The sequence below is a fragment of the Paraburkholderia phymatum genome (genome assembly GCF_040965635.1).
Classification (GTDB): Bacteria; Pseudomonadota; Gammaproteobacteria; order Burkholderiales; family Burkholderiaceae; genus Paraburkholderia; species Paraburkholderia phymatum_B.
The window spans coordinates 53872-75722 of the sequence record NZ_JBFRCH010000027.1; the positions used below are offsets into that span (position 1 = coordinate 53872).

General features: G+C 60.8%; 23 protein-coding genes. 13 read left to right on the forward strand and 10 right to left on the reverse strand.

Translation table 11 applies throughout. From position 1 onward, the window contains the following. Positions 1-37: 37 nt before the first annotated feature. Positions 38-910: a transporter substrate-binding domain-containing protein gene (locus AB4Y32_RS30815; RefSeq protein ID WP_368724939.1), complete on the forward strand. Its 873-nt coding sequence runs from the start codon at positions 38-40 to the stop codon at positions 908-910. A 1743-nt stretch (positions 911-2653) separates the two neighbouring features. Here AB4Y32_RS30815 and AB4Y32_RS30825 read toward each other — a convergent pair. From AB4Y32_RS30825 to AB4Y32_RS30850, 6 genes are all read right to left on the reverse strand, one after another. Beyond that, a complete protein-coding gene (locus AB4Y32_RS30825) occupies positions 2654-3274 on the reverse strand; it encodes a TetR/AcrR family transcriptional regulator (protein ID WP_368724940.1) in 621 nt (206 codons plus the stop codon). 148 nt (positions 3275-3422) lie between these two features. Then, positions 3423-3812 carry a BON domain-containing protein gene (locus AB4Y32_RS30830; RefSeq protein WP_368724941.1) on the reverse strand — a complete coding sequence of 130 codons (390 nt, stop codon included), beginning with the start codon at positions 3810-3812 and terminating at the stop codon, positions 3423-3425. Between the two features lie 31 nt (positions 3813-3843). Beyond that, on the reverse strand, positions 3844-4986 hold the full coding sequence (locus AB4Y32_RS30835) for a porin (RefSeq protein WP_368724942.1): 1143 nt from the start codon (positions 4984-4986) through the stop codon (positions 3844-3846). 189 nt (positions 4987-5175) lie between these two features. Beyond that, on the reverse strand, positions 5176-7119 hold the full coding sequence (locus tag AB4Y32_RS30840) for an acyl-CoA synthetase (protein ID WP_368724943.1): 1944 nt from the start codon (positions 7117-7119) through the stop codon (positions 5176-5178). 5 nt (positions 7120-7124) lie between these two features. Continuing rightward, a complete protein-coding gene (locus AB4Y32_RS30845; protein WP_368724944.1) occupies positions 7125-8078 on the reverse strand; it encodes a fumarylacetoacetate hydrolase family protein in 954 nt (317 codons plus the stop codon). A 151-nt stretch (positions 8079-8229) separates the two neighbouring features. Beyond that, positions 8230-9303, reverse strand: a complete 1074-nt coding sequence (locus AB4Y32_RS30850; RefSeq protein ID WP_368724970.1) for a VOC family protein — start codon at positions 9301-9303, stop codon at positions 8230-8232. Positions 9304-9481: 178 nt separating this feature from the next. Here AB4Y32_RS30850 and AB4Y32_RS30855 point away from each other — a divergent pair, with 178 nt between their 5' ends. The 6 genes from AB4Y32_RS30855 (at position 9482) to AB4Y32_RS30880 (ending at position 14787) form a co-directional block, all read left to right on the forward strand. Further along, positions 9482-10108, forward strand: coding sequence for a TetR/AcrR family transcriptional regulator (locus tag AB4Y32_RS30855; RefSeq protein ID WP_368724945.1), 627 nt, complete (start codon positions 9482-9484; stop codon positions 10106-10108). A gap of 463 nt (positions 10109-10571) precedes the next feature. Beyond that, complete coding sequence (locus AB4Y32_RS30860; protein WP_368724946.1) at positions 10572-10964, forward strand: YciI family protein; 393 nt, start codon at positions 10572-10574, stop codon at positions 10962-10964. Positions 10965-11089: 125 nt separating this feature from the next. Next, positions 11090-11677 (forward strand): malonic semialdehyde reductase, encoded by a 588-nt coding sequence (locus tag AB4Y32_RS30865; RefSeq protein ID WP_368724947.1) that lies wholly within the window; start codon positions 11090-11092, stop codon positions 11675-11677. 164 nt (positions 11678-11841) lie between these two features. Beyond that, complete coding sequence (locus AB4Y32_RS30870) at positions 11842-12159, forward strand: SCP2 sterol-binding domain-containing protein (RefSeq protein WP_368724948.1); 318 nt, start codon at positions 11842-11844, stop codon at positions 12157-12159. Positions 12160-12592: 433 nt separating this feature from the next. Beyond that, positions 12593-13684: an alpha/beta fold hydrolase gene (locus AB4Y32_RS30875; protein ID WP_368724971.1), complete on the forward strand. Its 1092-nt coding sequence runs from the start codon at positions 12593-12595 to the stop codon at positions 13682-13684. Between the two features lie 83 nt (positions 13685-13767). Continuing rightward, entirely contained in the window at positions 13768-14787 is a 1020-nt protein-coding gene (locus AB4Y32_RS30880) for a zinc-binding dehydrogenase (RefSeq protein WP_368724949.1), read from the forward strand. A 180-nt stretch (positions 14788-14967) separates the two neighbouring features. Here AB4Y32_RS30880 and AB4Y32_RS30885 read toward each other — a convergent pair whose 3' ends face one another. Then, positions 14968-15147, reverse strand: a complete 180-nt coding sequence (locus tag AB4Y32_RS30885) for a hypothetical protein (protein WP_368724974.1) — start codon at positions 15145-15147, stop codon at positions 14968-14970. Between AB4Y32_RS30885 and AB4Y32_RS30890 the strand changes: the two genes are divergently transcribed. The 5 genes from AB4Y32_RS30890 to AB4Y32_RS30915 all read left to right on the forward strand — a co-directional run bounded on the left by AB4Y32_RS30890 (position 15080) and on the right by AB4Y32_RS30915 (position 18694). Continuing rightward, positions 15080-15622, forward strand: a complete 543-nt coding sequence (locus AB4Y32_RS30890) for an RNA polymerase sigma factor (RefSeq protein ID WP_368724950.1) — start codon at positions 15080-15082, stop codon at positions 15620-15622. The two genes, AB4Y32_RS30885 and AB4Y32_RS30890, sit on opposite strands and share 68 nt — an antisense overlap. Before the next feature lie 12 nt (positions 15623-15634). Further along, positions 15635-15949: a hypothetical protein gene (locus tag AB4Y32_RS30895; protein WP_368724951.1), complete on the forward strand. Its 315-nt coding sequence runs from the start codon at positions 15635-15637 to the stop codon at positions 15947-15949. Beyond that, positions 15946-16242 (forward strand): 4Fe-4S dicluster domain-containing protein, encoded by a 297-nt coding sequence (locus tag AB4Y32_RS30900; protein WP_368724952.1) that lies wholly within the window; start codon positions 15946-15948, stop codon positions 16240-16242. Before AB4Y32_RS30895 ends, AB4Y32_RS30900 begins: the two co-directional genes overlap by 4 nt. A gap of 725 nt (positions 16243-16967) precedes the next feature. Further along, a complete protein-coding gene (locus tag AB4Y32_RS30910) occupies positions 16968-17207 on the forward strand; it encodes a hypothetical protein (protein ID WP_368724954.1) in 240 nt (79 codons plus the stop codon). Next, the gene (locus tag AB4Y32_RS30915; RefSeq protein ID WP_368724955.1) at positions 17204-18694 is read left to right on the forward strand and encodes an MdtP family multidrug efflux transporter outer membrane subunit; all 1491 of its coding nucleotides are present in this window, start codon (positions 17204-17206) and stop codon (positions 18692-18694) included. Before AB4Y32_RS30910 ends, AB4Y32_RS30915 begins: the two co-directional genes overlap by 4 nt. A 14-nt stretch (positions 18695-18708) precedes the next feature. On the opposite strand, the gene AB4Y32_RS30920 is transcribed toward AB4Y32_RS30915, so the two are convergent. The 3 genes from AB4Y32_RS30920 to AB4Y32_RS30930 form a co-directional block, all read right to left on the reverse strand. Beyond that, positions 18709-19158, reverse strand: a complete 450-nt coding sequence (locus AB4Y32_RS30920) for a hypothetical protein (RefSeq protein WP_368724956.1) — start codon at positions 19156-19158, stop codon at positions 18709-18711. Between the two features lie 445 nt (positions 19159-19603). Further along, positions 19604-20362 (reverse strand): alpha/beta fold hydrolase, encoded by a 759-nt coding sequence (locus tag AB4Y32_RS30925; protein WP_368724957.1) that lies wholly within the window; start codon positions 20360-20362, stop codon positions 19604-19606. An 89-nt stretch (positions 20363-20451) separates the two neighbouring features. Then, positions 20452-20757: a putative quinol monooxygenase gene (locus AB4Y32_RS30930; protein WP_368724958.1), complete on the reverse strand. Its 306-nt coding sequence runs from the start codon at positions 20755-20757 to the stop codon at positions 20452-20454. A 109-nt stretch (positions 20758-20866) separates the two neighbouring features. Here AB4Y32_RS30930 and AB4Y32_RS30935 point away from each other — a divergent pair, with 109 nt between their 5' ends. Next, positions 20867-21826 carry a GlxA family transcriptional regulator gene (locus tag AB4Y32_RS30935; RefSeq protein WP_368724959.1) on the forward strand — a complete coding sequence of 320 codons (960 nt, stop codon included), beginning with the start codon at positions 20867-20869 and terminating at the stop codon, positions 21824-21826. Positions 21827-21851 lie beyond the last annotated feature (25 nt).

A 21851-nucleotide genomic window follows, 5' to 3' on the forward strand; every position in this document is an offset into this window, starting at 1 on the left:
GTATCTGCGCGCCTAGGCTCGAATCGCTCGGACGCGTGTGTCTGTCCGATGGGAAGGCCATAGAAAACTGGCACGAGTCAAAAACCTGGAGGAGTCCATCGTGAAATCGGTGTTTGGAATTGTCCTGTCGCTCTGTGTGGCGGCTTTCAGCATGCAGACGCATGCAGGCGGGGACGCGTTAAATCAGGTCAAAAACGCGGGGGTAATCAAGATTGGCGTGAATACGGACTACCGACCGTTTGGCATGCGCGACCAAACCGGCCAAATCGTCGGGATCGAGCCTGACCTGGCTCGCGATATCGGCAAGCGGCTGGGCGTGAAGGTCGAGATGGTGCCGGTTCAGCCAGCCAACCGCATTCAGTTTCTGCAGCAGGGACGCATCGACGTCATTCTTGCGAGCATGACGTACAACCAGGAGCGCGCAAAGGTCGTCGACTTTATCCAGCCTTTCTACTATGCAGGCGGTACCGGCTTCGTTGCCCACAAGGGCTCGGGATTCAAGAGCTGGACCGATCTGCACGGGAAAACCGTGTGCGGCGTGCAAGGCACCTACTACAACCGGGCTGTCAGCGAAAAGTACGGCGTGAACGTTGCCGCGTTCGCGGACCTCACGCAAGCGATCAACGCGTTGCTCAACAACTCCTGTGTAGGCTTCGTCGAAGACAGCACAGTGACTGCGCAGTTGCTCAGCGACAGCAAGCTCAAGGACTTCGATGCGCCGCTACCCCCGGACGACGTGCAGCCATGGGGCCTGGCCGTTGCGAAGGAGAACGCGAACACGCCGTTAAGCAAATTCTTGTCGGACACGGTTGCCTCGTGGCACAAGAGCGGCGAACTGATCAATCTGGAAAAGAAGTGGGGCTTGCCGTCCTCAGAGTGGCTTCAGACGGAGCACAAGAAGGTGATGTAAGGCACTATCGTGTGCGCATGGTGCATGGCGCGTCGAATTGTGACGCGCCATACTGATTGACCACGTGAGGGGCGTGGGTCCGCGAGATGTGCCGGGCACGAATTGCCCGACGCGGAAAGGCGAATGGATCTTTGAGGTCAACCGTGTCAATCTCAACGACGAATGGTTCGGCGACGTCGACGGGAGCAGAAGGCTCATAGTGAGCGCCTCGATCCTGCAAGATTTCGGGAATTCGCGACTCAATCCTCGTCTGCACTCGTTGCTGCTTTCGTAGCGGTCGATCGCCTGCGTATCGATGATGACAAAGGGCGCGTTACGTCTCGGCGCGCCATCTGGTCCGACCACTTGCCGTTCGACAACGACATGGTTCGGCGCGCTCCCTTCAGGAAATTCAGCGTCAGGCGGGAATTCGTCGGGGAAGCGGTCGGGACGACGGCGATGGGGAAGTTGTTCACGGCCGAAAATGGCCGAACCCGGTCCGACGTCGAACTGGCGCCGTAGTCTGCCGTTGATCGACCTACATCGGGCAGCTTCGGCCGTGGCACATTTATTTCGCATCATTGGAGCCCTTGTCGCGCAAGGCTGAGCCAGCATCCACGTGCGTCGAGGTCGCGAGTTGACAAAATTATTGTCGCAAGATTGACAGAATTAATACGTTCTACGTCTGCCGACATTCGCCGTCCCGGGAAGCGCGACACATACGATACGAGGCTGACTGGCACCTGCAGATCGCTGACAGGTCGGAAGCACACGGGATAGGCGATGCCCAATGCGCGGGACGCACCGACCAGCCATTCGACGGTACCCGTCGCGTGACGACAGCATGCCCTGTCAAGCTGCGCCGGCCGGATCAGCAGGGACATTGCATCCAGCCACTGCGCGACAGGATCGAGTGCGCGAGTCTGCTCTGCCGGCAGCGTCGGTCGGCGGCAGGTCTCACGCGTGAAAAAATGCAGCCGGTCGCATCGGCAGCCACCGGCCGGGCCGTCCGCACTCCATGAACGCAGGCCCCCGGAAAAGGGCGTACCACAGTGGCACCGATCAACAAGCGGCGCGCCATGAATCGGGCAGGCGTCAATCTGCACATAGTTACGATCTGCCCTATGCAGACGTTTACATAGCGACCCTGAACTGCCGCTCGACTCGGCGCAGTATCAACGGCAATTCCCAGAGGTGCAGCGGCCATTTGGCTAGCAGTATCAATCGGCGAGTTCTCGGCAAATAGAAGTACTCAGTCCCGCGTTCGAAGTAGAGCTGTTGCTTGACCCGTCAAGTTGATCGACAGGTGCTGAGCTGCGCGAGGGCCTTTACAAGCTGTTGAAGACGTTGGACAAAATATCGGAGCAAGCATGGAGACACTGGAGCTTTGGCCAGTGATTAGCTCAGTTCGGCAGCAGCGACCCGCTCCGAACAGGCTTGGCATCGACGATACGCGCCACCTCCAGCCCCGCAGTGGTGAAGCGCGGTGCCGCATATACAGCACGCACACCGGCTATGGAGTTCGTGATCGTGACGACGCGATCGGTCAGCGGGTCGAAGACCTCGGCAGATCTGCTGGCCGGGCTCGACCCAGACGCCGACCGGCGTGTAAAACACGAGCACGCCGGAGATCGGCGCGAGGAGCGGCTCGGTGCCGGCGAACGGCGTTGGCCTCGAACTCGAACTGCGGCAATGGCTCCGGGGGCGTCCATGCATGACAAAGCCCTGAACCGCGCTTGCATGGCTATCTGACGGGGTATGCTGTCAGTCGGGGGCGCGGTTGATCATCGCATGTGCAAGGAAGGCGGCCAGCACCGCTTCGGTCAGTTCATCGGTCATGTACCGCGGATTCGTGGCGTAGCAGGACTGCACGCCGTCGCATAGTCCCATCAGGCCGAGCGCCAATACCTCGGCGGGCAGCGACAACGGCGCACCGGTGCGCTCCGCGAACGTGACGATGCAGGCCGTTATCTGCTCCAGCTTTTTGTTTAGAAGCGGGTCGAAGTGCGCGCAGAAACGCAAATCGCGGGCCGCGTGCAGCTTCGCTTCCATCCAAAGCAGAAATGATGCGTGCCGGCGATACAGCTTCCGATAGCACGCGAGCACTGCGCTCCCCATCTCTTCCCATGTACCGCTTGCGTCGAAGATGCTCTGAAGCTCCGCCTGAACCTCGTCCTGATCGCGTGCGAGGAGTTCAAGCAGCAACTCTGTTTTGCCACGGAAATTTGAGTAAAAGGCCCCGCGCGTGTATCCGGCCGCAGTAGCGATTTCCTCGACGCTCGCCGCGACGTACCCTTTTTTCAGAAAGCTCGCGCGCGCAGCACTCAGCAGACGCTCGCGTGTCTGATTCTTGCTCTGCTCCCTGGTCAAGCGTCGTGGTTTCATGGAATAGCTTCGCTTTACATGAGCCGCGAACCCTTACAGCCGGGGCTCGAAGGCTTTCAGACGGGCTGGCAGTGGTTTACCGAATTGCTTCTGCAACCCTTGCCGGTCGCCCTCATTCCCGCAGAACTCGCGTGCCGACGGCAGCCGCCTACATGTCGCCAAATGGTTTTTGCACGGTCAACTTGTTGATGACCGACGTCACCCCAGGAACGCCCTTCGCGATCTCCGCGACCTGGCCGATCTGGGAAGCGTCCGTGACCGTGCCTTGCAGCGTCACCGCGCCGTCTTTTGCGATGACACTGATATTCCCGGCGCTGATCTCCTTGTGCTTCCCGATGGCGGCATAAACCTTCCGGCGCAGGGTGCGATTCGCTTTCTTCCCGTTGGCGGGTGACCCCGCGCCGGACGCCGCCATCGTTGATGCGCCCGTGGCGCTGGCAGGTGCACTGGCCGTCTGCCCCGGCTGCGACCACGCGCTCATGGACACGGCAACGATCAACGTAGAGACCAACAGCATGATTACCCGAATGCTTTTCATCGGATACCCCCGGTTGATGTGGATAGCGGAATCAGAAGGAATGGCGGATGCCGATCATGGCCGCCGTGGTGGACATGCCCGGCGCAACCGGGGTTCCATAGATGAGGGTCTGGTTCATCGTCCCCTTGTTGGCGACATACCCGACCTGCGCGTACGCCCTCGTTCTCCTGGACAGGCTGTATTCCGCGCCCACCGCGAATTCGCTCGAGTGATTCGCTCCATTATTTCGGTCCTTCACATAGTAGTAACCGGACGTGACCTTGAGAAACGGACTGAACTGATAGCCGAGACCCGCCGATGCCATTTCGAAGTTCGGGGCGCTGGTGTTGGCCGGGTTCTTGCCGAGGCCGTAGGAGGCCGATACGGAAAACCCGTCAATCGTGTACATCGCGCCGAAATAGTAGAAGCGATTGTTGTCGACACCTGTAGCCGGGGTAGCCGGAGCCGCCGGGTAGGTCGGCGGGAACGGATTGGTATCGTGCCCGTTGTAATACGCGGCGGCCAGATTCAGACCGTAATTCGAATACTTGAGCACGGCCGATTCGCGAGTGCCGCCCTGAAACTGGCCGGCGACGCCGCCCGGCGCGTACTCGAGCGCAAGCGAGGCGCCATAGAATTTCGGCGAATTGTAGACCAGCGCATTGCTGTCATAGAAGGCGCCGATCGGGCCGTTCGTATTGGTGCCGGGCCAGCCGGCCGCCTGATTCATGGTCAGCCACGCAGTCAGGATACTGCCGAAATACTGTGCGCCGCGGACGTCGGTTTCCGCCAACGCATAGGTCACCGGGATGATCTGCCGGCCGGCGTCGAAGGAGCCGAAGGGCCCGGATACGCCTAGCGTCGCGAACTGGGTGAAGGCGGGGGCGTTCGGCGTGTCGGAGAGGCCGAACTTGCCGTTCGTCATGTAGAACGCCCCCTGCAGCTTGAAGTTGACCCGGTAGCCGCCGCCGAGGTCTTCGCTTCCCTTCATGCCCCAAAAGCTGTTATAGATGCCGCCGTCCTTGAGTTCATAGACGTGGCCCTGGTTGGACGAGTGCGGCGAAAACGTTGCCGCCGAGGTGCTCTGATACAGCAATCCGGTATCGAGTGCGCCATAGAGCGTAACCGACGATTGGGCATGGGCTGCGGTGGCGAACATCGCCAGCGCAGCGGCGCTGCTTACCTTCAATTTCATTCCGTCTCCTCCGTTTCCTGGAGTGCCTGGTGGACCAGACCGTTCTTTAGTGAATAAAACTGCGTTGCTGCGAGGTCGGTGCGTCAGGCCATCAAGTAGTACTCCGAATTGCTCCCCCTAAATCGCTATTGAGTGTATTGCCCGTTGCCCCGATGGGAGCTGCCTCGACGCACGGCCCTCCCGACTCGGTCAACCGATGAAAAAAGCAAAGGGAAAGCGGCCAAGCACCTGTCGAGCGGCAGCCTCGGAGGCTTCCGATTCCAGGTGGACATTCACCACCAGTCCCCTCGACTTGTCTTCCACGACGACGATTTCCCGACAAGCGATCCGCGCCTCGCGCAGCGCCCCCTCGAGTGCATCCGTGATCTCGAGGCGCTTGAGCGCGGGCTTGAAGATCTTGCCAACGGCCGTGAGCGGCATCGTCGGGATGATGTGCAACTGGCGGGGCAACGCGGCCCGTTCCGCGATCTCCGTCTTGATGAATGCCAGCAGTTCTGCCTCGGTGGCCGACGCGCCGGCGCGCAACTGCACGTAGGCGACGGGAAGTTCACCGGCATGTGCGTCCGGGCGGCCGACGGCGGCGGCGATTTGCACCGCCGGATGGCGGTGCAGCGGTTCCTCGATCGTCAAAGGATCGATGTTGTGGCCGCCCCGGATGATCAGTTCCTTTTTGCGCCCAGTGAGCCAGAAGTAGCCCTGCTCATCCTGCCGCGCCAGGTCGCCGGTGTTGAGCCAGCGCGCTCCATCGCCGCTATCGATCCACAGTCCCTGGTTCTGTTCCGGCGCGCGGTAGCCCGCAAAAACGTTGGGACCCGACACGGTCAGCACGCCGACTTCGTCGATTGCGCAGTCGCGCAGGTACCTGCCCTGCTCATCGAGCACGACCGTCTTCATCATCTGTCCGGGGACACGCAGCCCGATGGAGCCGATGCGACGATCGCCCAACAGCGGATTCACGCTGCTCACACAGGTCGCCTCCGTCAAGCCGTAGCCTTCCAGAATCTTGATCCCGGTCTTGTGCTGGAAATTGCGGAATACTTCCACCGGCATAGGCGCCGCGCCGCACAGGCCATACTCGAGCGAGCTGACGTCACGCGACCCGACAGGCACCTGCAGGAGCGAGGCATAGAGCGTCGGCACGCCGCTAAAGAAATTGATGCGATGGTGCTCGACGATCTCCCAGAAGCGCGTCACCAAGCCCTCGCCGCGATAACCTTGCGGCGTCCCGAGGATGACGTGCGCGCCTGTGGAAAAGGGCAGCAAGCCGGTCACGAGCACGCCGTTGACGTGAAACAACGGCAATCCGCAGAACACCACCTTGCCCGGCCCCATCCCCTCGCCCAAGACCTGTGCGGTGCTCCATGCGTTGGCGACTTCGTTGCCATGCCGGCGCATCGCAATCTTCGGCAGGCCGGTCGTGCCGCCGGTGCAGAAATACGAGGAGGCGTCTTGCTCCGAGAAACGCCGTCCGCTCTTCAGGCGATCCGAAGGCTGCCCGCAGATCGCGCTGTTGAAATCGTGGATCTCAATCTCCGCTGGGACCGCATCGCGCAACGCCGTCGAACCGTGCAGACGCTCGACCTCGCTCTTGTGCCGCGCCTCTGCTGCGTGGTGCCCCGCACCGCGGACCCGATCCGCGAGATTGACCAGCACCAGATGCCGGAGCGACTTGATCGACGGCAAGTGCGGCTGCAGCTTGGCCCAGATATCGGTGCCCGGAAACGGCGCCAGCGTCACAAGCACCGTCGCGTTCGACGCGTTCAACAGGTCGGCGAGCGCCGCCCCTTCGAGCAGCGGGTTCAAGGCGGTCACGATGCCCGCGGCTTGCCCGCCCCAGACCACGAAATGCGTTTCCGGCAGGTTGGGCAACACGAAGGCGATGACGCTGTCGTTCTCTACGCCGAGGTCGTCGAAGAAGTTGGCCGTCTGCGTGATGCACGCGAGCAACTGGCGGTAACTCCAGCTATGCGGCGTCCTGTGCTCGTCGACGGTCAGGAAAAAGCTCAATGCGGGGGCGTCGGGGTTCAGGCTCGCGCCCCGGCTGATCATCTCGTAGGTGCTTGTCGGCAAATCAGCCGGCAAGCCGTGGGCCTCCAAGACTTCGACGTCGTGAAGTGTAGCGATTCCTGACATGGCTTTTATCCCTGGGCGACGATGCGATTGCGTTGCACACCCAGGTCCATGCTGCCGTCAGCCGTACGGATGCTGGCTTCCACCACGTCGCCGGGCTTCAGATACTGTGCTCGCGCGGACTGGACCTTCATGAACATGGCCCACTTCTTCTTTTCCCCCAGCAACGTGCCGACCTTTTGCTTGCGCGGAGACGGAATGGACAACGCACATCCTGCAGGCGTGCCGGTGGCGAGCAAGTCGCCCGCATCGAAATCGTGTACGCCCGAAAGCTCGGTCAACGTCTCGGCCGGCTTATAGACGAGATTCGCCGTCGTGTCGTGCTGCCGGATCTCGCCGTTGACGGTCAATTTGAGCAGAAGGTTGCTCATCGCCTCGATATCGCGGGCGTCTATCAGCGTCAGCCAAGGCCCGACCGGACCGAACGTTCGGAAGGACTTGCCCTTGTAGAACTGCATCTGTGGAATCTGGATGTCGCGCGCCGAATAGTCGTTGACGATCACCACTCCGGCGACATACTCGTGGAGGTCGGCATTCGTGACCTTGACCGCACCATGAATGGCCTTGCGCATGACCAATCCCAGTTCGATCTCATAGTCCAGGAACTTCACCGCGTGCGGCTTGATCACGTCACTGTCGGCCGGGACGATGCAGCTCGGCGCCTTGGTGAAGATCATGTTGTAGCTCTTCACGTCAGGATCCATGCCGGACTCGATCATGTGCTGAAGGTAGTTGGCTCCCTGACAGACGAACTGCTGATTTTGCGTCACGGGCGACAAGAGCCTCACAGCGGACAGCTCCAGCGTGTCGCCGCCGAGCGCCGCCAGCTCGGCCAGGGAGGTATTGCGGACGAACTCGCCAGTCGTGGCGTAAGTGCCGGGAACCGGCGTGATTCGCGAGCCGCGGATCACGCCCCACTGGGTGCGACCTTGACGCTCGAAGCGGACGATATTGACGGACATGGAAAAGACTCGTTAGAGAAGGAAAGGTGCGGTGCTTGCGACTCCACCGGGCGGCTCGCGCCGAAAACGCGATGGCGAACGTCACGACGCATCGAACGCCGAGGTGGAGCGATCGGCGATCCGACGGGACAAAGCGTCGATCGCGCGCTCGTCATCCAAATATCCGGGCTAGCGTCAACAGCTTGCGGAAGGTCAGATCGGGACTGCGCCGCAGGTTGCGAATCATTGCCGCAATCGCCGATAGCGTCAGCCTGGGCTTGGTGAAAGCCTTGGGCATCGGCTGTCCCCACTGCGACATCGCCTCACGGCTGACCTCGTGCACGCCCATGGGATGATGATCCGCGGTGAACACGTCGCCGTCGCAGTAATGCTCGTGCTTGTCTCCCCAGGGGTCCTGCCAGTAATCGAAGATCTGGCTGCCAAGTATGTGTCGGCCGATTCCCCACGCGTGCTTCCAACCCTTTTCGCGCAATACGCGTTGCCCCATGCCGACCGCATCCGCATCGATGACTTCGTAGGCGCTGTGGCTGTAGACCGGCATGAAGCTCTGCGCCAACGCCAGCGTGTGATGGTCGGTGGGCATGTCGCCGCGATCGAGACGGAAGAACGTCACAGAGGGAGAGCCATCGGGCAGCAGCTGCACGTCGCTCGGAATCAGACCGAGATGCTGCGTGTACCACGCGCTGGTGGCCTGGTAGTTCGTCACTTCCAGCACACAATGACCGAGGCGGATCACCTCGGGCGGCTTCAGGGGCGATCGCTGCGTGATGTCGACGCGATGCAACTCGTCCGCAAAGTTGACCGGAAGCGGTTCGCGCCGCGGCAACTCGGCAACGGGAGCCTGACCGCAGATGATTTCCACCACGTAGCCGTTCGGGTCCTGCAGAACGACTCGCTCGCCGCCCCCGGGATGGGCGACGCGCTCAATGCCGCAAACGCCCGGCAGCCGCGCGACTCTCTCCAGGTCTTCACGGCTGCCCACGGTGAAGCCCACGCCGACAAAGCGCGGCTTGTCGGCACGATGCACGCGGTAGCAGTACGGTGCGCTGGAGGTGCCGCGCAGGTACAGCACCTCGTCGGTGCGTCGGGCGACGGCAAAGCCGAAATCGACAAGGAAACGTTCAGCTTGCTCGAGGTCGGGCCGCTCGAAAATCACATAGGCGAGCGAGGCGGCCTTGACCGTCGGGTTCGGATGACGAGCCGGTTGGGCGGTAAGCAGTTTGATCATGGCAGCGGGCGAAGGGGTGGACGTCGCGTCCCCAGAAACCTCTTGGTAGAACACGTTAGATCCATTATGAACATTAGTGTTCAATCCGAACCATAAGAGTAAATACTTAGTGCTCGATGTTGACTATGTTTGGACATTAGTGTTCAATGGAGGGCGTCAAACGAAGGATTCATCCATGGAGCCCAATCTTCAGATCGTTTCGCGTATCCATCGGGCCGCATTCGAGCTGTTCGCCCAGAAGGGCGAGACCCAGGTGAGCATCAGCGAGCTGGCCCAGGCGGCCGGTATTGCACGCGGGACCGTCTATAACAACGTCCCGTCTCCCGAGACGCTGTTCGAAACCGTTGCTGCGCGGATGGCGGAAGAAATGCACGGGCGCATCCTGGCGAGCTCCGCGGACGTCCCTGACCCCGTGCAGCGGCTGGCAAACGGCATCCGCCATTTCATCCGGCGCGCCCACGAAGAACCTCAATGGGGACGCTTCCTCAGCCGATTCGCCTTCAGCCACGACATACTGCAGGGCATGTGGACAGGGCCGGCGATGCGCGATGTGGTCGCTGGCCTGGAGCAGCATCAGTACGATTTCCGACCCGCCCAACTGCATTCGGCAATCGCGCTCATCGCCGGCGCAGTGCTGGCTTCGATCGTTGTGGTCCTCGACGGCCACCGCACCTGGCGCGACGCCGGTTCCGATACCGCCGAACTCGTGTTGCGCGGTCTCGGTGTCGAGGCAGCGGCTGCCCAACGCTACGCGACGGCCGAGTTGCCGCCGCTGCGGGTAGGGAGCCAAAACCCCTCGTGAAGCCGGTCGTTGGGTATACAGCATTCCGGATTCAGCAGGGGCACGCTCCGGTGATAGCACTATTGGGGCGTTCGCGACACGATTTCGGCATCGTGCGAAGGGAAGGAGAAGTCGATGGGGAGTGCGGGAGAGTCTTTGCGTCTGATGGTCGAGCACTGGCTCGCACCAGATTCCACGAAGCGCGTTCGAGTGACCCACTTCAGGAACAGACGATCCAAACGTGAGTGCTACGTCTGTGTCGAAGCACTCAAGGCGGATGGTCCGGTTGCAATATTCTTCTTTCGTCATGAGGATCGCATCTGGTGCATATTCCCGCCCAGTCGCGAACGCCCAGCGATGCGCGCCCCGTAGGTTTCGACAAGTCTTCAAGTTGGTTTTTCGTCAGATTATGAGATAGGACAACTAACAATATGACAGAAGGTCGATCCGATTTTAGTTATCCATGTCAACAGGAGAGACAATCATGGAAGTGCAGCGCGTCACACGCGAACAGGCTTTTGAAGCAAGCAACGGCATGCTCAGGAAGCAGTTTTACGTCATCTTTTCGAAGCCGACGGCTGGCATCGGCCCGGTCTTGGCGAACATTCAGGCCCATCTCGAACACCAATGCAAAATTGAGCGTGACGGGATTTTGTTCGCCGCTGGGCCCAATTGGACTGACGACGAACAATATTGGGACGGTGATGGAATGTTCGTGATCCGCGCTTCCTCCATTGAGCACGCACGCGAACTTGCCGCTACGGATCCCATGCATCAATGTGGCGCCCGTACGTTCACCGTTCGCCCGTGGCTCATCAATGAAGGTCAGCTTGGCCTGCGGGTTGATTTCTCGACTGGAAAGATGACCCTGGACTAATAGAGTCCAACTACATTCACCGATGGGACAAGCATGTCGGCTAACAACCGATTGCGGCCGGCAAGCGCCGCTTGAACACGCTTTGGTTCCATCGACCAACAGCATTGTTAACAGGAGAAAGTCAGATGTCCAACCCCATCGCCGACCAGATCTTTTCTCAGGCACGCAGCCATAACGGTTGGCTCGATCGTGCCGTCAGCGACGAGCAGTTGCACGGGCTGTACGAGCAAATGAAATGGGGCCCCACCTCCATGAACTGCTCGCCCGCACGCTTCGTGTTTCTGCGCACGTCCGAGGCAAAGGAGAAACTGAAGCCCGCGCTCATGCCGGGCAACGTCGACAAGACCATGAGCGCGCCTGTCGTCGTGATCGTTGGCTACGACACAAGCTTCTACGATCGCCTGCCCGAACTGTTCCCGCATAACCCGGCCGCCAGGATGTTGTTCGAGGGCGAGGGAAAGCAGGCGGTTGCCCACGCCACCGCGTTCCGCAACGGCACATTGCAAGGCGCCTATCTGATGGCGGCAGCGCGCGCCATGGGCCTCGATTGCGCGCCGATGTCGGGCTTCAGCGAAGCCGCGGTTGATCAACTGTTCTTCGGCGGCACCACGGTGAAATCCAATTTCCTGTGCGGCCTCGGATACGGCGATGCGGCGAAGCTTCACCCGCGACTTCCGCGCCTCGCATTCGACCAGGCGTGCACCCTTGCCTGATGCGCAACGCCTGATCGCAGGCATTCAATAGCCGTGCGGCAGCGGTAGACCACCGCTGCCAGGCAGGGATGCCGGAGTGCGTGGTGGCGCCGAGATTGGTGCTGAACGGGTAGTAGAAGCTATTGGACAAAGTAACGTCACGACCATACACATTGGAGAAATTCATGTCATCACCTGAATTCGTCGAGAAGCTCCCCGCTGCGATCAAGCCTGACGCGATTGCCGGCAAGCGGATGACGATCCAGCTCAACATTTCCACCCCGTCCTACCTGACCATCGCGGACGGTACCTGCACGGTACAGGAAGGCGTTGCTGCGTCGCCGGAGATCACCTTTACGGCCTCGGACGAGAACCTGTTCAAGCTGCTGACTGGAGCCCTGTCGGGGCCAGTCGCATTGTTCACAGGCAAGCTCAAGGTCGCTGGCAACGTTATGATCGCCAAGGACATTGGCGTTTTTTTCGATCCCGCAAAGTTGGTCTAAACCGACGGCGATCCTGGATCTTCATCCCGAGGCGAATCCGGAAAACCTCTAACAGCGCATTGAAATAGCGCTCGCCACGCGAGTTCCGACACAGGACCGATTCATCAACCTTGGTTTGATGTGGTGTCCGGGAGTACGGGGGCAAATGCATCCGGAACGAGTGGCAGCCGCCTTACTGCGTGCCCTGGGACTCTCATTTCGACAGGCTGCGGCCGTCGCTCGGTGGCATTTGCCGGTCATCGATACCACATCTTCGTCATGACGTGGCCCGTCAATGGCAACAGGGATTTTGTGCGAACGGCGATTCCACCCGGTCTGGGCCGCACGCAGCACGGATCAATAGCCGGTCCCTAGGCTCAGCGCCCGGAGCTTGTTCGGGGGCATTGCGTTCCACGCGAGCGCTTGCAATTTCTGAAGGAGAGTGGTCGTGTCTATGCTTGTTTTGATCAGTCTATTGCTGGTGGCGTTGCTCCTTGCCGTGTTCCTCTTGTGGCTGAAGCTGGTCGCGCCGGTTCATCCCGTTTTCATGCTGTTAAGCATTGTTTCCGGGCTTCTAAAGCCAACGGACCACGCCGGCAAGCCGACACCTCGGCCCGAGTTGCTTACACCCGCACGATACCCGGCAACCACCCCTCCGCCCAACACGGCAAGCAAGCACGGCGAGATTGAATATCTGGATGACGGGACGCAGGCAATCCACTGGTACGCTGAAGTGGCGGGCGTTACGTTTCATCTTGTCACCGCCGGTAATCCAGCTTGGGAGCCTGTGCTGATGCTCCACGGTCTCCCGGAGTCATGGTGGGCGTTTCATAACCAGATTTCGGATCTGTCGAAGGATCATTACGTCATCGCGCTGGACCTAAAAGGCTATGGTCAGTCCGACAAGCGCCTGACTCTCGACTATACGAACGCAACTATGGCGCGAGAGATTGCGAGCTTGCTCGATAAGCTCGGGATCGGACGATTCAATCTGGTCTCACATGACCGCGGCACTATCATTGCAGACCACATGACCAGCGTGCCGTCATTGAACGGACGAATTCTTCGCTATGTGCGAATGCAACAGTCGTTCGATGAACCACACGGCCTGCCGGAGCCGCCGCATGCTTTATTCAAGAGCAAGCTCGGTGAAGCGCTTTTCAAGAGCAAAAACCTCATTCCGCTCACGTATATCGGGATGTTCCAGTCGGGGATAAGGCCATCCGTTCTGAAGCGCCTGGACTATGAGTTCAAATTCAGGGGAGTTGCCGGCGCCCTCCGCAAGTACTTCGAGACGACCAATTTGGCCATCGAGCTCAAGGACCGGCACAACTTTTTGTTCAAAGCGATGACGATGCCGGTTCTGATCCTCCAGGGTCGCTACGACAAAGGACAGCATCCGTCGGAATACGCCCGCTCTGCCGACTTCGGTCCAAAGATCAAGGTTCAAGTTATTGAAGCAAGCCACTTTTCACACCTCGAGAATCCAGTGGCAGTCAATGCGGCTATACGGGCATTTTTCCAGTCGGCAAAGGTGAATTCTTGAATGAAAGCGCCAGGCCAATGAGCCTGGGCTTACCCGATGTAAATATCGACACGACTCAGAAGGGCAGAGCTATGAAGTGCGTAATGATTCACCAGTACGGCGCAACCGCGAACGTTTTGAAAATGGAAGAAATCGAGCCGCCGGCAATACGCGGCGATGAAGTTCTGATCCGGCAGTTTGCGACCTCGGTGAATCCGATCGATTGCCGGATGCGCACCGGCTATGGCCGCGTGATTTTCTCCAGGAAACGTGGCTTCGAGCTGCCGCTGGTTCTCGGCCGCGACGTTTCCGGGGAAGTCGTCAAGGTCGGAGCCGCTGTCAAGACCCTCTCGGTCGGCGACGCCGTCTATGGAGTTCCCGCGACGAAGGCGCAGGGGGCGTACGCCGAGCTGGTGGTGGCCAAGGCAAATGAGGTGGTCCCCAAGCCGCAGTCGCTCACCTTCACACAGGCGGCGTCTCTGCCGTACGTGGGCTGCACCGTTTGGGAGGCTCTTGTAACGAAGGCCGGGCTGAGCGCCGAGACCGCCGCGGGCAAGCGCGTCTTCGTTCAGGGCGGCGCCGGGGGAATCGGTTCCATCGCGATTCAGGTGCTGAAGGCCTGGGGCGCGTATGTCGCGACCACGTGCAACAAAGCGCAGATGAGCAGCGTTGCTAAACTCGGGGCCGACTTGATTGTCGACTACGAAAAGGACGACTACGCGCTCAAGCTATCCGACTTCGACGTGGCGCTGGAAACCATCGGCGGAGCCCTCGAGGCCAAGACGCTCGGGATCTTGAGGACGGACGGGACGTCGAAGTTCGTCACCCTGAGTCACCCGATCCTGCAGACCTTCGATCAATCGGGGATTGTCCTTGGCGCGTTGAAGAACATTTGGCAGTTCAGCAAGAACCGCAGGCGCGCAAAGCGCCAAGGTGTCGGGGGCTATTCATGGGCACTCTTCAAGCCGAGCGCAGAGGCATTGAACGCAATACGAGGACTGGTCGACGGTGGGCGCCTGTTCCCCCACATCGATCGCGAATTTGCTCTGTCCGACATGGTGCAGGCGCACCAGTATTGCGAGCAGGGGAAGTCCAATGGAAAGGTGATCATTCGCATCCAGTGACCAGCGAGGCTGGAATTCCTGTCTCCAGCCACCTTTAACCCCTTTAACCGCCAATCCACACAATGCGTCAGCCAGCCTTGGCGTTACGCAGAGTAAGGTCCCGATTCCGAGTGGTTTTGCGGTGCACGTTACGCGGCAGGCGCTAGCTGAGTAGCGCGCGTCGTGATCCCTTTCTTATTCTTACGGCGCGCGCACCGCCTTCCGGCGACCCAGCTTTTTTTGCGACTGACGACAATATTCCAGATCCTGAATCGTCATCACAGGCATGGAACTGCCGCACACACCGAACCGGATGAACGAACGAGATAGCGACATCGCCTCAACAGTCGTGCGAGAGCGCACGAGGCTCGGCAATTTCATCCGCCACCGCGTGCGCGATCCTGGCGAAGCGGAAGACATCTTGCAGGACGTGTTCTACGAGTTCGTGCAGGCGTATCGGCTTCCCGAGCCGATCGAACAAGCCGGAGCCTGGCTCTTCCGTGCAGCGCGGAACCGCATCATCGACCGCTTTCGCAAGAAGAAAGAGCAGCCCTTGCCCGAGCTGGTGGACGACGACGGTGAATACCGGCTTGATCTCGCGCTGCCTGCCAGCGATGCCGGCCCGGCAGCTGCCTACGCAAGGTCCGTACTCCTGGAGGCGCTGCAAGACGCACTCGACGAATTGCCGGCGAATCAGCGCGATGTTTTCATCGCGCACGAACTCGAAGGACGCAGTTTCAAAGCGCTGGCTGCCGAGAGTGGCCTAAGCGTGAACACGCTGCTTGCGCGCAAGCGCTATGCAGTGCTGCAACTGCGTGCTCGTCTGCAGGGCGTGTATGACGAATTGGATATTTGAAGGAGTCGATAGATGAAATTCAGAGTGCGATGTTTCGGAAAAGCGCTGTTGGTTCTCGCAGGCATCGCCCTGTTGGGTTTAATGGTGATGCTGCTCTGGAACTGGGTTATTCCAACGGTATTCGCAAGCGGCCGCTCGATCGACTATCTGCATGCGCTGGGTCTGCTGGTCCTGAGCCGGATACTGTTCGGCGGATTTCGAGGACACGGCGGCTGGCGCGGACATCGGCACTGGCGCCGTTGGGAACGGATGACGTCGGAGGAACGCGAGCGCTTTCTGAAGAGCATGTCTTCCGCTGGCGGCAAGCCCCACGAGGATCAAGCATGAGCCGCGCGGCGACACCTGTATGCAGGCAGGACCCGGGTGTGTTTGCCCCAGTGGTCAACTTGAAGCGTTGTGAGGGCAAAGGCGATTGCGCCGTGGTGTGCCCTGAGCAGGTTTTCGAAGTTCGCCGTATCGACCCGTCGGACTACCTGCAGCTCGGATCGCTGCAGAAACTCAAGCTGCGTGTGCACGGGATGAAGATCGCTTATACGCCGAACGCCGAGGCATGTCGGGCGTGTGGGGCATGCGTGACGGCGTGTCCGGAGCGGGCGATTACGTTAGCTCGCGCGAATTGATGCGTCAATTGTCGTTCAAGAGACTGAGATCCCTTGTAGCGTCATCGCGTGACACAAAAGGATCTCATACCGACACCTCCCCATGCCAGTTTCGTTCTCGGGAGCATGCCTTGCTCTGACTGCGGCGCCCGAGCCGGACATGTGCCTTGCCAGCGGTCACGTAATGTTTTTGTCGCCTGTTTGCGGTTTTGTGTCACCAACTGGATGTGATTGCGCAGGCGAGATTCGAACGGCTGGTTTCTGTTGCACAGCCGCCCCTCGAATGTCCGGGCGAAGCTGTTAGCCAACGTCTGCACATGGCCGGTTTTGCGCTTCCGTTCCGAACACCAGGTCGACGACCGCACCTTCGTTAGCTTCGCTGCAGCGGCATGGCCATCGACGTGGATCGCGTTACAAAATTGGTTGCAGCCAGATCGAACAGTAGTAACAAAATTAGTGTGCGACACGAAGCATGAGGCTCGGCGTCGCCGAGCGCAGTGCATGCTCATTGCATCATTGTTCGATGCGTAGGTCCGTTTGAAGCTGGGCGGACCGGCTGCGAAAGCGAGTTCTTTGCTTCGCTGTGTCCGGGGCGGGTCGTGCGCCATTACGTCGGTTTACTGGCTGCGCTCCAGGATGATCTGGGCTGGCGTAACGATGCCGCTGTCGCCGATCAAGGCGCTGCTGCCGCAAACATCGCCTGAGACGGCTTCGGGCGCAGCCTTTGCGCGAGGCTATGCGGCGCAATGCGCGGCGTTCAGGAACAGGTCAGTGCGGAACTCAGCCGTTACGCGGACGACCTTGCGGCCAGTCCGCCTGCCGCCCGCGCACCACGACGCATCGAGATCGCTGCGCAGCCAGTCGAATCCGCCGATCTGCCGCTCATCGCCGCCTCGGAGGACCTCACGCGTCAGGTCGCGGGACTGCGGGACTGGCGCATCGAGACAACGGTCACGGCGTCCACTCCGGAGGCCCTGCGAACATGATTGCGCGATCAGGTCCTGGCGTAGGGCTGTGGCGTCGCTGCACGCAGTGTGTCGCGTGTTCGTTGTGCATCGGTCTGCCGGGTTGCGCGCTGATCCATCACGACAGCGCGCCCTATGCCGAGATTTCACCCGAGCAGATCAATCTTGCTGACCATATCCATCTCGCGCGCGATGGCTGGCCCGCCGCGCGCTGGTGGACGCGCTATCGCGATGAGCAGCTCGAGGCGCTCATCGAACGGGCACTCGCCGATGCGCCGACGATAGTGATTGCGCGCACGCGCGTCGCGCGGGCGAAGTCGGACGTCGAGCTTGTCAGGACGGGTTCGAGCCTTCAGGTGACGGCGCTTGCGCTGCTGGATCGCGAGCACGTCTCCGCTCACGGCTTTCTCGGCCCGTTCGCGCAGAACGAACCGGCGCTGGGGCTCACGGGCCCCTGGTACACCGAGGGCATCGTCGGGCTGGGGGCAAGCCTGAATGTCGACATCTGGGGCAAGCAGCGCGCGCAGATCGCGGCGTCGCTCGGCGTGAGCAATGCGCTGCTCGCCGAGACGTCCGCCGTCGAACTCGAACTCTCGACCGACGTCGCACAGCTGTACTACGGCATTCAGACGACTTACCAGCTTGTCGATCTGCTGAACGAATCGCATGAGGTCGCAGCGTTCGCGGCGCAGGCGCATGAAGCGCGTGCGGCGCGCGGCCTCGAAGCCCGGACGCAACTCGAAGAAGCACGCGCGCAGCAACTGGCCATCGAACGGCAGATCGTCTCGGCGCAAAATCAGATACGGCAGTTTCGTGAATCGTTGCGGGCACTGGCCGGCGCAGGACCGGACGGCCTGCCCGCCATCGAGCCGGTTGCGCTGCCGCGCTCGCAGGCCGCCCTGCCAGCCACGCTTTCGTACGAACTGCTTGCCCGCAGGCCCGACCTGCAGGCGCTGCGCTGGTACGTGGAAGCATCGTTCGACCGGATCGATGCTGCGAAGGCGGCGTTCTATCCGAGCTTCGACATCAAGGCGTTCTTCGGCTACAACGCATTGCATCTCTCCGATCTCTTCACGCATACAAGCCAGCAGATCAACCTGATTCCGGGCCTGTATCTGCCGATCTTCGATGGCGGCAGGCTCAATGCGAACCTGAGCGGCACACGCCAGGGAAGCAACCTGTTGATCGAGCAGTACAACCAGGCCGTCCTCAATGCAGTACGCGATGTCGCGCAGACGGGCAGCCGCCTGCAGGCGCTAGAAGCGGAAACCGGGCTGCAGAAGCAGCGGATCGAATCGCTTGCGTTCGCGAGGGACAGCGTTGAGGCGCACTATCAGCGCGGCCTGGCCAGCCGGCTCGCGGCGCTTGAAGCACGCCAACCCGTGATTGCGGAACAGGTCGCGCTGCTCACGCTCAACGGGCAGATGCTCAGTCAGGAAATTGCGTTGACGAAGGCGCTCGGCGGCGGGTACCGAGCCGATCCGCCCGTCGAACCCAAGTCGCGTTGAACGGCGCACGGATTTCAGAACAGCTGGGCGCGAAGCGACGCGAATTCCGCGCGGCATACATCGCTAAACTTGCCGAGGATGTCGATCGAGCCATCCGCGAGCATCTCGCGCAGTTCGAGAAAGGACCTGTCTGGCGCGAGGTAGGTGTCGACGATCTTGCGTCCGATCAGGTCGGCTTCATCTGCGACTTCACGCGATGACTGAACCCGCATGCGGCTGATCTTCGCGTAGAGGCTGCCGAGCGCTGGGAGATCCGGCTCGTTGTGTTGCAGCGCGTTGATATAGCACTTCGTCGCTTCTTCGATGAAATCCCTGTAGAGCTCCTGCCGCCGGATGCGGTCGTGCGCCCGCCACTCCGCGCGAACCTGGGTGCGTTGGGTCAGCCACGAGGCAAGAACCGATGTCAGGCCGCCGATCGCGGCGCCGACAAGTGCAGCCAGGGCAGAGACGACTGATGCGTTCACGGACCATCCTCTTATTGCCGATCGCGCTCATCTTACTAGCGTCCGTGCGTGCGCTTTTAAGATTTGTATGCTGGTTCAGTGAGCCAAGGTGGGCGAAGGAAGCCTCCACGCAGAAGCACCCGACACCGACAGTCTGACCCGACCTGGACTCGCGGTCACTCAAGCGGCTAATCTAGATTGAAAGCTGCCGTTCGCTATCTCCGTCACGCGGTCATTCGAGCGTCGGCTACGTTCAAACGGCGGACCTTCACGATCGGATGGTACTGGCCCAGTCATCTGACACCCGTGAAGGGTTATGGCTAGGTATCGAGCTGAGTGGCATACGTCCGCGATTGCCGGGATTTGACAACCAACGCGGGTATCTGCGATGGGGGCGGGGCCGACTGGCGGCGGTGTCGGCCGTCGGCGCCAGGCCGACAGGCGCCCCAATCGAGACGATGACCGGTCAGTTCGTCGACTTCGCGGCAACCTCAATCACTCGCGCAACGGCGGCCGGCTGGGAGATAAAGACAGCGTGGCTTGCGCTCACCTCGGTCACCTTGGCACCCGAGCGCTGATACATCCAGCGCTGAAGCTGGGGGTTCACCATATGATCCTGGGTGGTCAGGATGGCGTAGCTGGGCTTGGTTCGCCATGCCGCCACAGAGACCGGTGCGCCCAACGCTTTCTCGGCAAGTTGGTCCTGCGAGTCCGCCAGGAATTGAGCGTCCGAGGGCGGGACGTCCGCGGCAAAGTTCTCACGGAATTTCGCCGGCGGGAGGAAGAAATACTTGTCCGGCGTCGCTCGCATGGCATCGTTGGGCGCGGCGAACTTCTGCAACAGCTGACCGGTGGCTTCGCCGGCGTCGGGTTGCAGTGCGGCCACATAGACGAGCGAGCTGACCTTCGGGTCCGCACCTGCCTCCGTGATCACGGAGCCACCGTAGCTGTGGCCGACCAGCACCACCGGGCCCTGCTGCTGGTCGATGACGCGCCTGGCGGTATCGACGTCCTCGGCGAAGCCCGTGAGCGGCTCTTGCACGATCGTCACATGGTAGCCATCCTTGACCAGGATGTCGTGGACGGCCCGCCAGCCAGAGCCATCCACCAGTGCGCCGTGGACAATGACAACATCTTTCGCAGCCGCCTTTGCCTCGGCATGCGCCATCGTGGCGCCCAGAGCAATCAAGGCGGCAATGGCTAGTTTATTTCGCAGTGCAAACATCGTACTCTCCAGAATTGTCTGTAGTTGCCCGTCGTTTTGCGCAATTGCGCTTGACGGGCGAGGACTGATCGGTGATGGTTAACCGGGAATCAGGGCAGCCTGTTCTTCATGGCCAGAACGTCGATCGGCTCGACCGACGGAGGGCTGGCCAGCATCTCGTCGACCCGCGCCATCAGGGCGCCGGCCATACTCCCGTGCAGGTGTGCCTGGCGATCCTCTTCGTTCGCAAAGGCGTCGAAGACACCGAACGTCGTCGGTGACAGCCTGAGGGCGAACCAGATCGGCGTGGTCGCCTCCCGATTCGTCATTTCCAGCCCGGCGTCGAGGAAGTCCGCTACCGCCTGCTCCTTTCCCGGCCTGGCTTCAAGTCGTACGAATAGTGCCTTCTTGATCATCTTTGCTCTCCAGTTTGCGCGTGACGAGTTCACGCGTTGGTCCAGACTTTACAAACGGAGCGCCCCTGGAGATACTGTCTCAATCGACAATTTTGGTATCGATCCTGCCATGCGGATTTTGGTCCTGGCGCTCGAGGGGGTGTTCGACACCGGCCTCACCACCGTGCTCGATGCCCTGACGACGGCCAATGAACTGGCGCGCGCGACCGGGATGGCCATACCGGAGTTCGACATCACTGTTGCGGGGATGCGGCCCGAGGTGCGCACCGCGCTTGGGCTGCAGGTGCCCGTCCGCGACATGACAGACGCCCCCGCCCCGGACTGGGTTGTTGTACCGGCGCTCAACAGGACCACGACGGACCTGCTTGTGCCTTCGCTCGGCCGGCCCGATGTGATTGACGCGCTCAGCGCATTGCGCGCGTGGCACAGTGCGGGCGCCCATATGGGCGCCGCCTGCACGGGTACCTTCGTGCTGGCCGAAAGCGGCTTGCTCAATGGTCGTGAAGCCACCACCACCTGGTGGCTCTCGCCGATGTTCCGGCAGCGTTACCCCGAAGTGCACCTGGATGCGCATCGTATTGTCGTGCCCAGCGGCGACATGGTGACGGCGGGGGCCGCCCTGAGCCATCTCGACCTCGCGCTCTGGCTGATCCGCAACAACAGCCCGGAGCTTGCAGCGCTCGTAGGCAAGTACCTCGTCTTCGATTCGCGGCCGTCGCAGTCTGCCTTTGCGATCTCCGATCACCTGGCCCATTCGGACCCGCTCGTCGAGCGTTTCGATCGCTGGGTGCGCGAACACCTCGACGCGACAATCGCGCTCGATGACGCCGCCGAAGAACTGGCGACCAGCAAGCGAACGTTGACGCGACGTCTAAACGAGGTGCTCGGTAAGACGCCCGTTGAATACATACAGGATCTGCGGGTCGAGCGCGCCGTCCATCTGCTGAAGACGAGCAAGCTTAGCGTGGATCGCATCGCCGAACAGGTCGGCTACGCAGACGGCGTCACATTGCGCACGTTGCTGCGACGACGGATAGGGAAGGGGGTCCGTGAGTTGCGTGCGTCGTGACTGTTATCGACTAAGGATCTGCCAG

What these genes read in the sequence shown, in the direction of transcription:
- AB4Y32_RS30840 (WP_368724943.1), bottom strand. Translation starts at nt 7,119, where the DNA reads ATGTCAGGAATCGCTACACTTCACGACGTCGAAGTCTTGGAGGCCCAC.
- AB4Y32_RS30890 (WP_368724950.1), top strand. Translation starts at nt 15,080, where the DNA reads ATGAACGAACGAGATAGCGACATCGCCTCAACAGTCGTGCGAGAGCGC.
- AB4Y32_RS30880 (WP_368724949.1), top strand. Translation starts at nt 13,768, where the DNA reads ATGATTCACCAGTACGGCGCAACCGCGAACGTTTTGAAAATGGAAGAA.
- AB4Y32_RS30885 (WP_368724974.1), bottom strand. Translation starts at nt 15,147, where the DNA reads ATGAAATTGCCGAGCCTCGTGCGCTCTCGCACGACTGTTGAGGCGATG.
- AB4Y32_RS30825 (WP_368724940.1), bottom strand. Translation starts at nt 3,274, where the DNA reads ATGAAACCACGACGCTTGACCAGGGAGCAGAGCAAGAATCAGACACGC.
- AB4Y32_RS30915 (WP_368724955.1), top strand. Translation starts at nt 17,204, where the DNA reads ATGATTGCGCGATCAGGTCCTGGCGTAGGGCTGTGGCGTCGCTGCACG.
- AB4Y32_RS30870 (WP_368724948.1), top strand. Translation starts at nt 11,842, where the DNA reads ATGTCATCACCTGAATTCGTCGAGAAGCTCCCCGCTGCGATCAAGCCT.
- AB4Y32_RS30925 (WP_368724957.1), bottom strand. Translation starts at nt 20,362, where the DNA reads ATGTTTGCACTGCGAAATAAACTAGCCATTGCCGCCTTGATTGCTCTG.
- AB4Y32_RS30835 (WP_368724942.1), bottom strand. Translation starts at nt 4,986, where the DNA reads ATGAAATTGAAGGTAAGCAGCGCCGCTGCGCTGGCGATGTTCGCCACC.
- AB4Y32_RS30860 (WP_368724946.1), top strand. Translation starts at nt 10,572, where the DNA reads ATGGAAGTGCAGCGCGTCACACGCGAACAGGCTTTTGAAGCAAGCAAC.
- AB4Y32_RS30855 (WP_368724945.1), top strand. Translation starts at nt 9,482, where the DNA reads ATGGAGCCCAATCTTCAGATCGTTTCGCGTATCCATCGGGCCGCATTC.
- AB4Y32_RS30875 (WP_368724971.1), top strand. Translation starts at nt 12,593, where the DNA reads ATGCTTGTTTTGATCAGTCTATTGCTGGTGGCGTTGCTCCTTGCCGTG.
- AB4Y32_RS30930 (WP_368724958.1), bottom strand. Translation starts at nt 20,757, where the DNA reads ATGATCAAGAAGGCACTATTCGTACGACTTGAAGCCAGGCCGGGAAAG.
- AB4Y32_RS30845 (WP_368724944.1), bottom strand. Translation starts at nt 8,078, where the DNA reads ATGTCCGTCAATATCGTCCGCTTCGAGCGTCAAGGTCGCACCCAGTGG.
- AB4Y32_RS30910 (WP_368724954.1), top strand. Translation starts at nt 16,968, where the DNA reads ATGCGCGGCGTTCAGGAACAGGTCAGTGCGGAACTCAGCCGTTACGCG.
- AB4Y32_RS30900 (WP_368724952.1), top strand. Translation starts at nt 15,946, where the DNA reads ATGAGCCGCGCGGCGACACCTGTATGCAGGCAGGACCCGGGTGTGTTT.
- AB4Y32_RS30935 (WP_368724959.1), top strand. Translation starts at nt 20,867, where the DNA reads ATGCGGATTTTGGTCCTGGCGCTCGAGGGGGTGTTCGACACCGGCCTC.
- AB4Y32_RS30865 (WP_368724947.1), top strand. Translation starts at nt 11,090, where the DNA reads ATGTCCAACCCCATCGCCGACCAGATCTTTTCTCAGGCACGCAGCCAT.
- AB4Y32_RS30830 (WP_368724941.1), bottom strand. Translation starts at nt 3,812, where the DNA reads ATGAAAAGCATTCGGGTAATCATGCTGTTGGTCTCTACGTTGATCGTT.
- AB4Y32_RS30895 (WP_368724951.1), top strand. Translation starts at nt 15,635, where the DNA reads ATGAAATTCAGAGTGCGATGTTTCGGAAAAGCGCTGTTGGTTCTCGCA.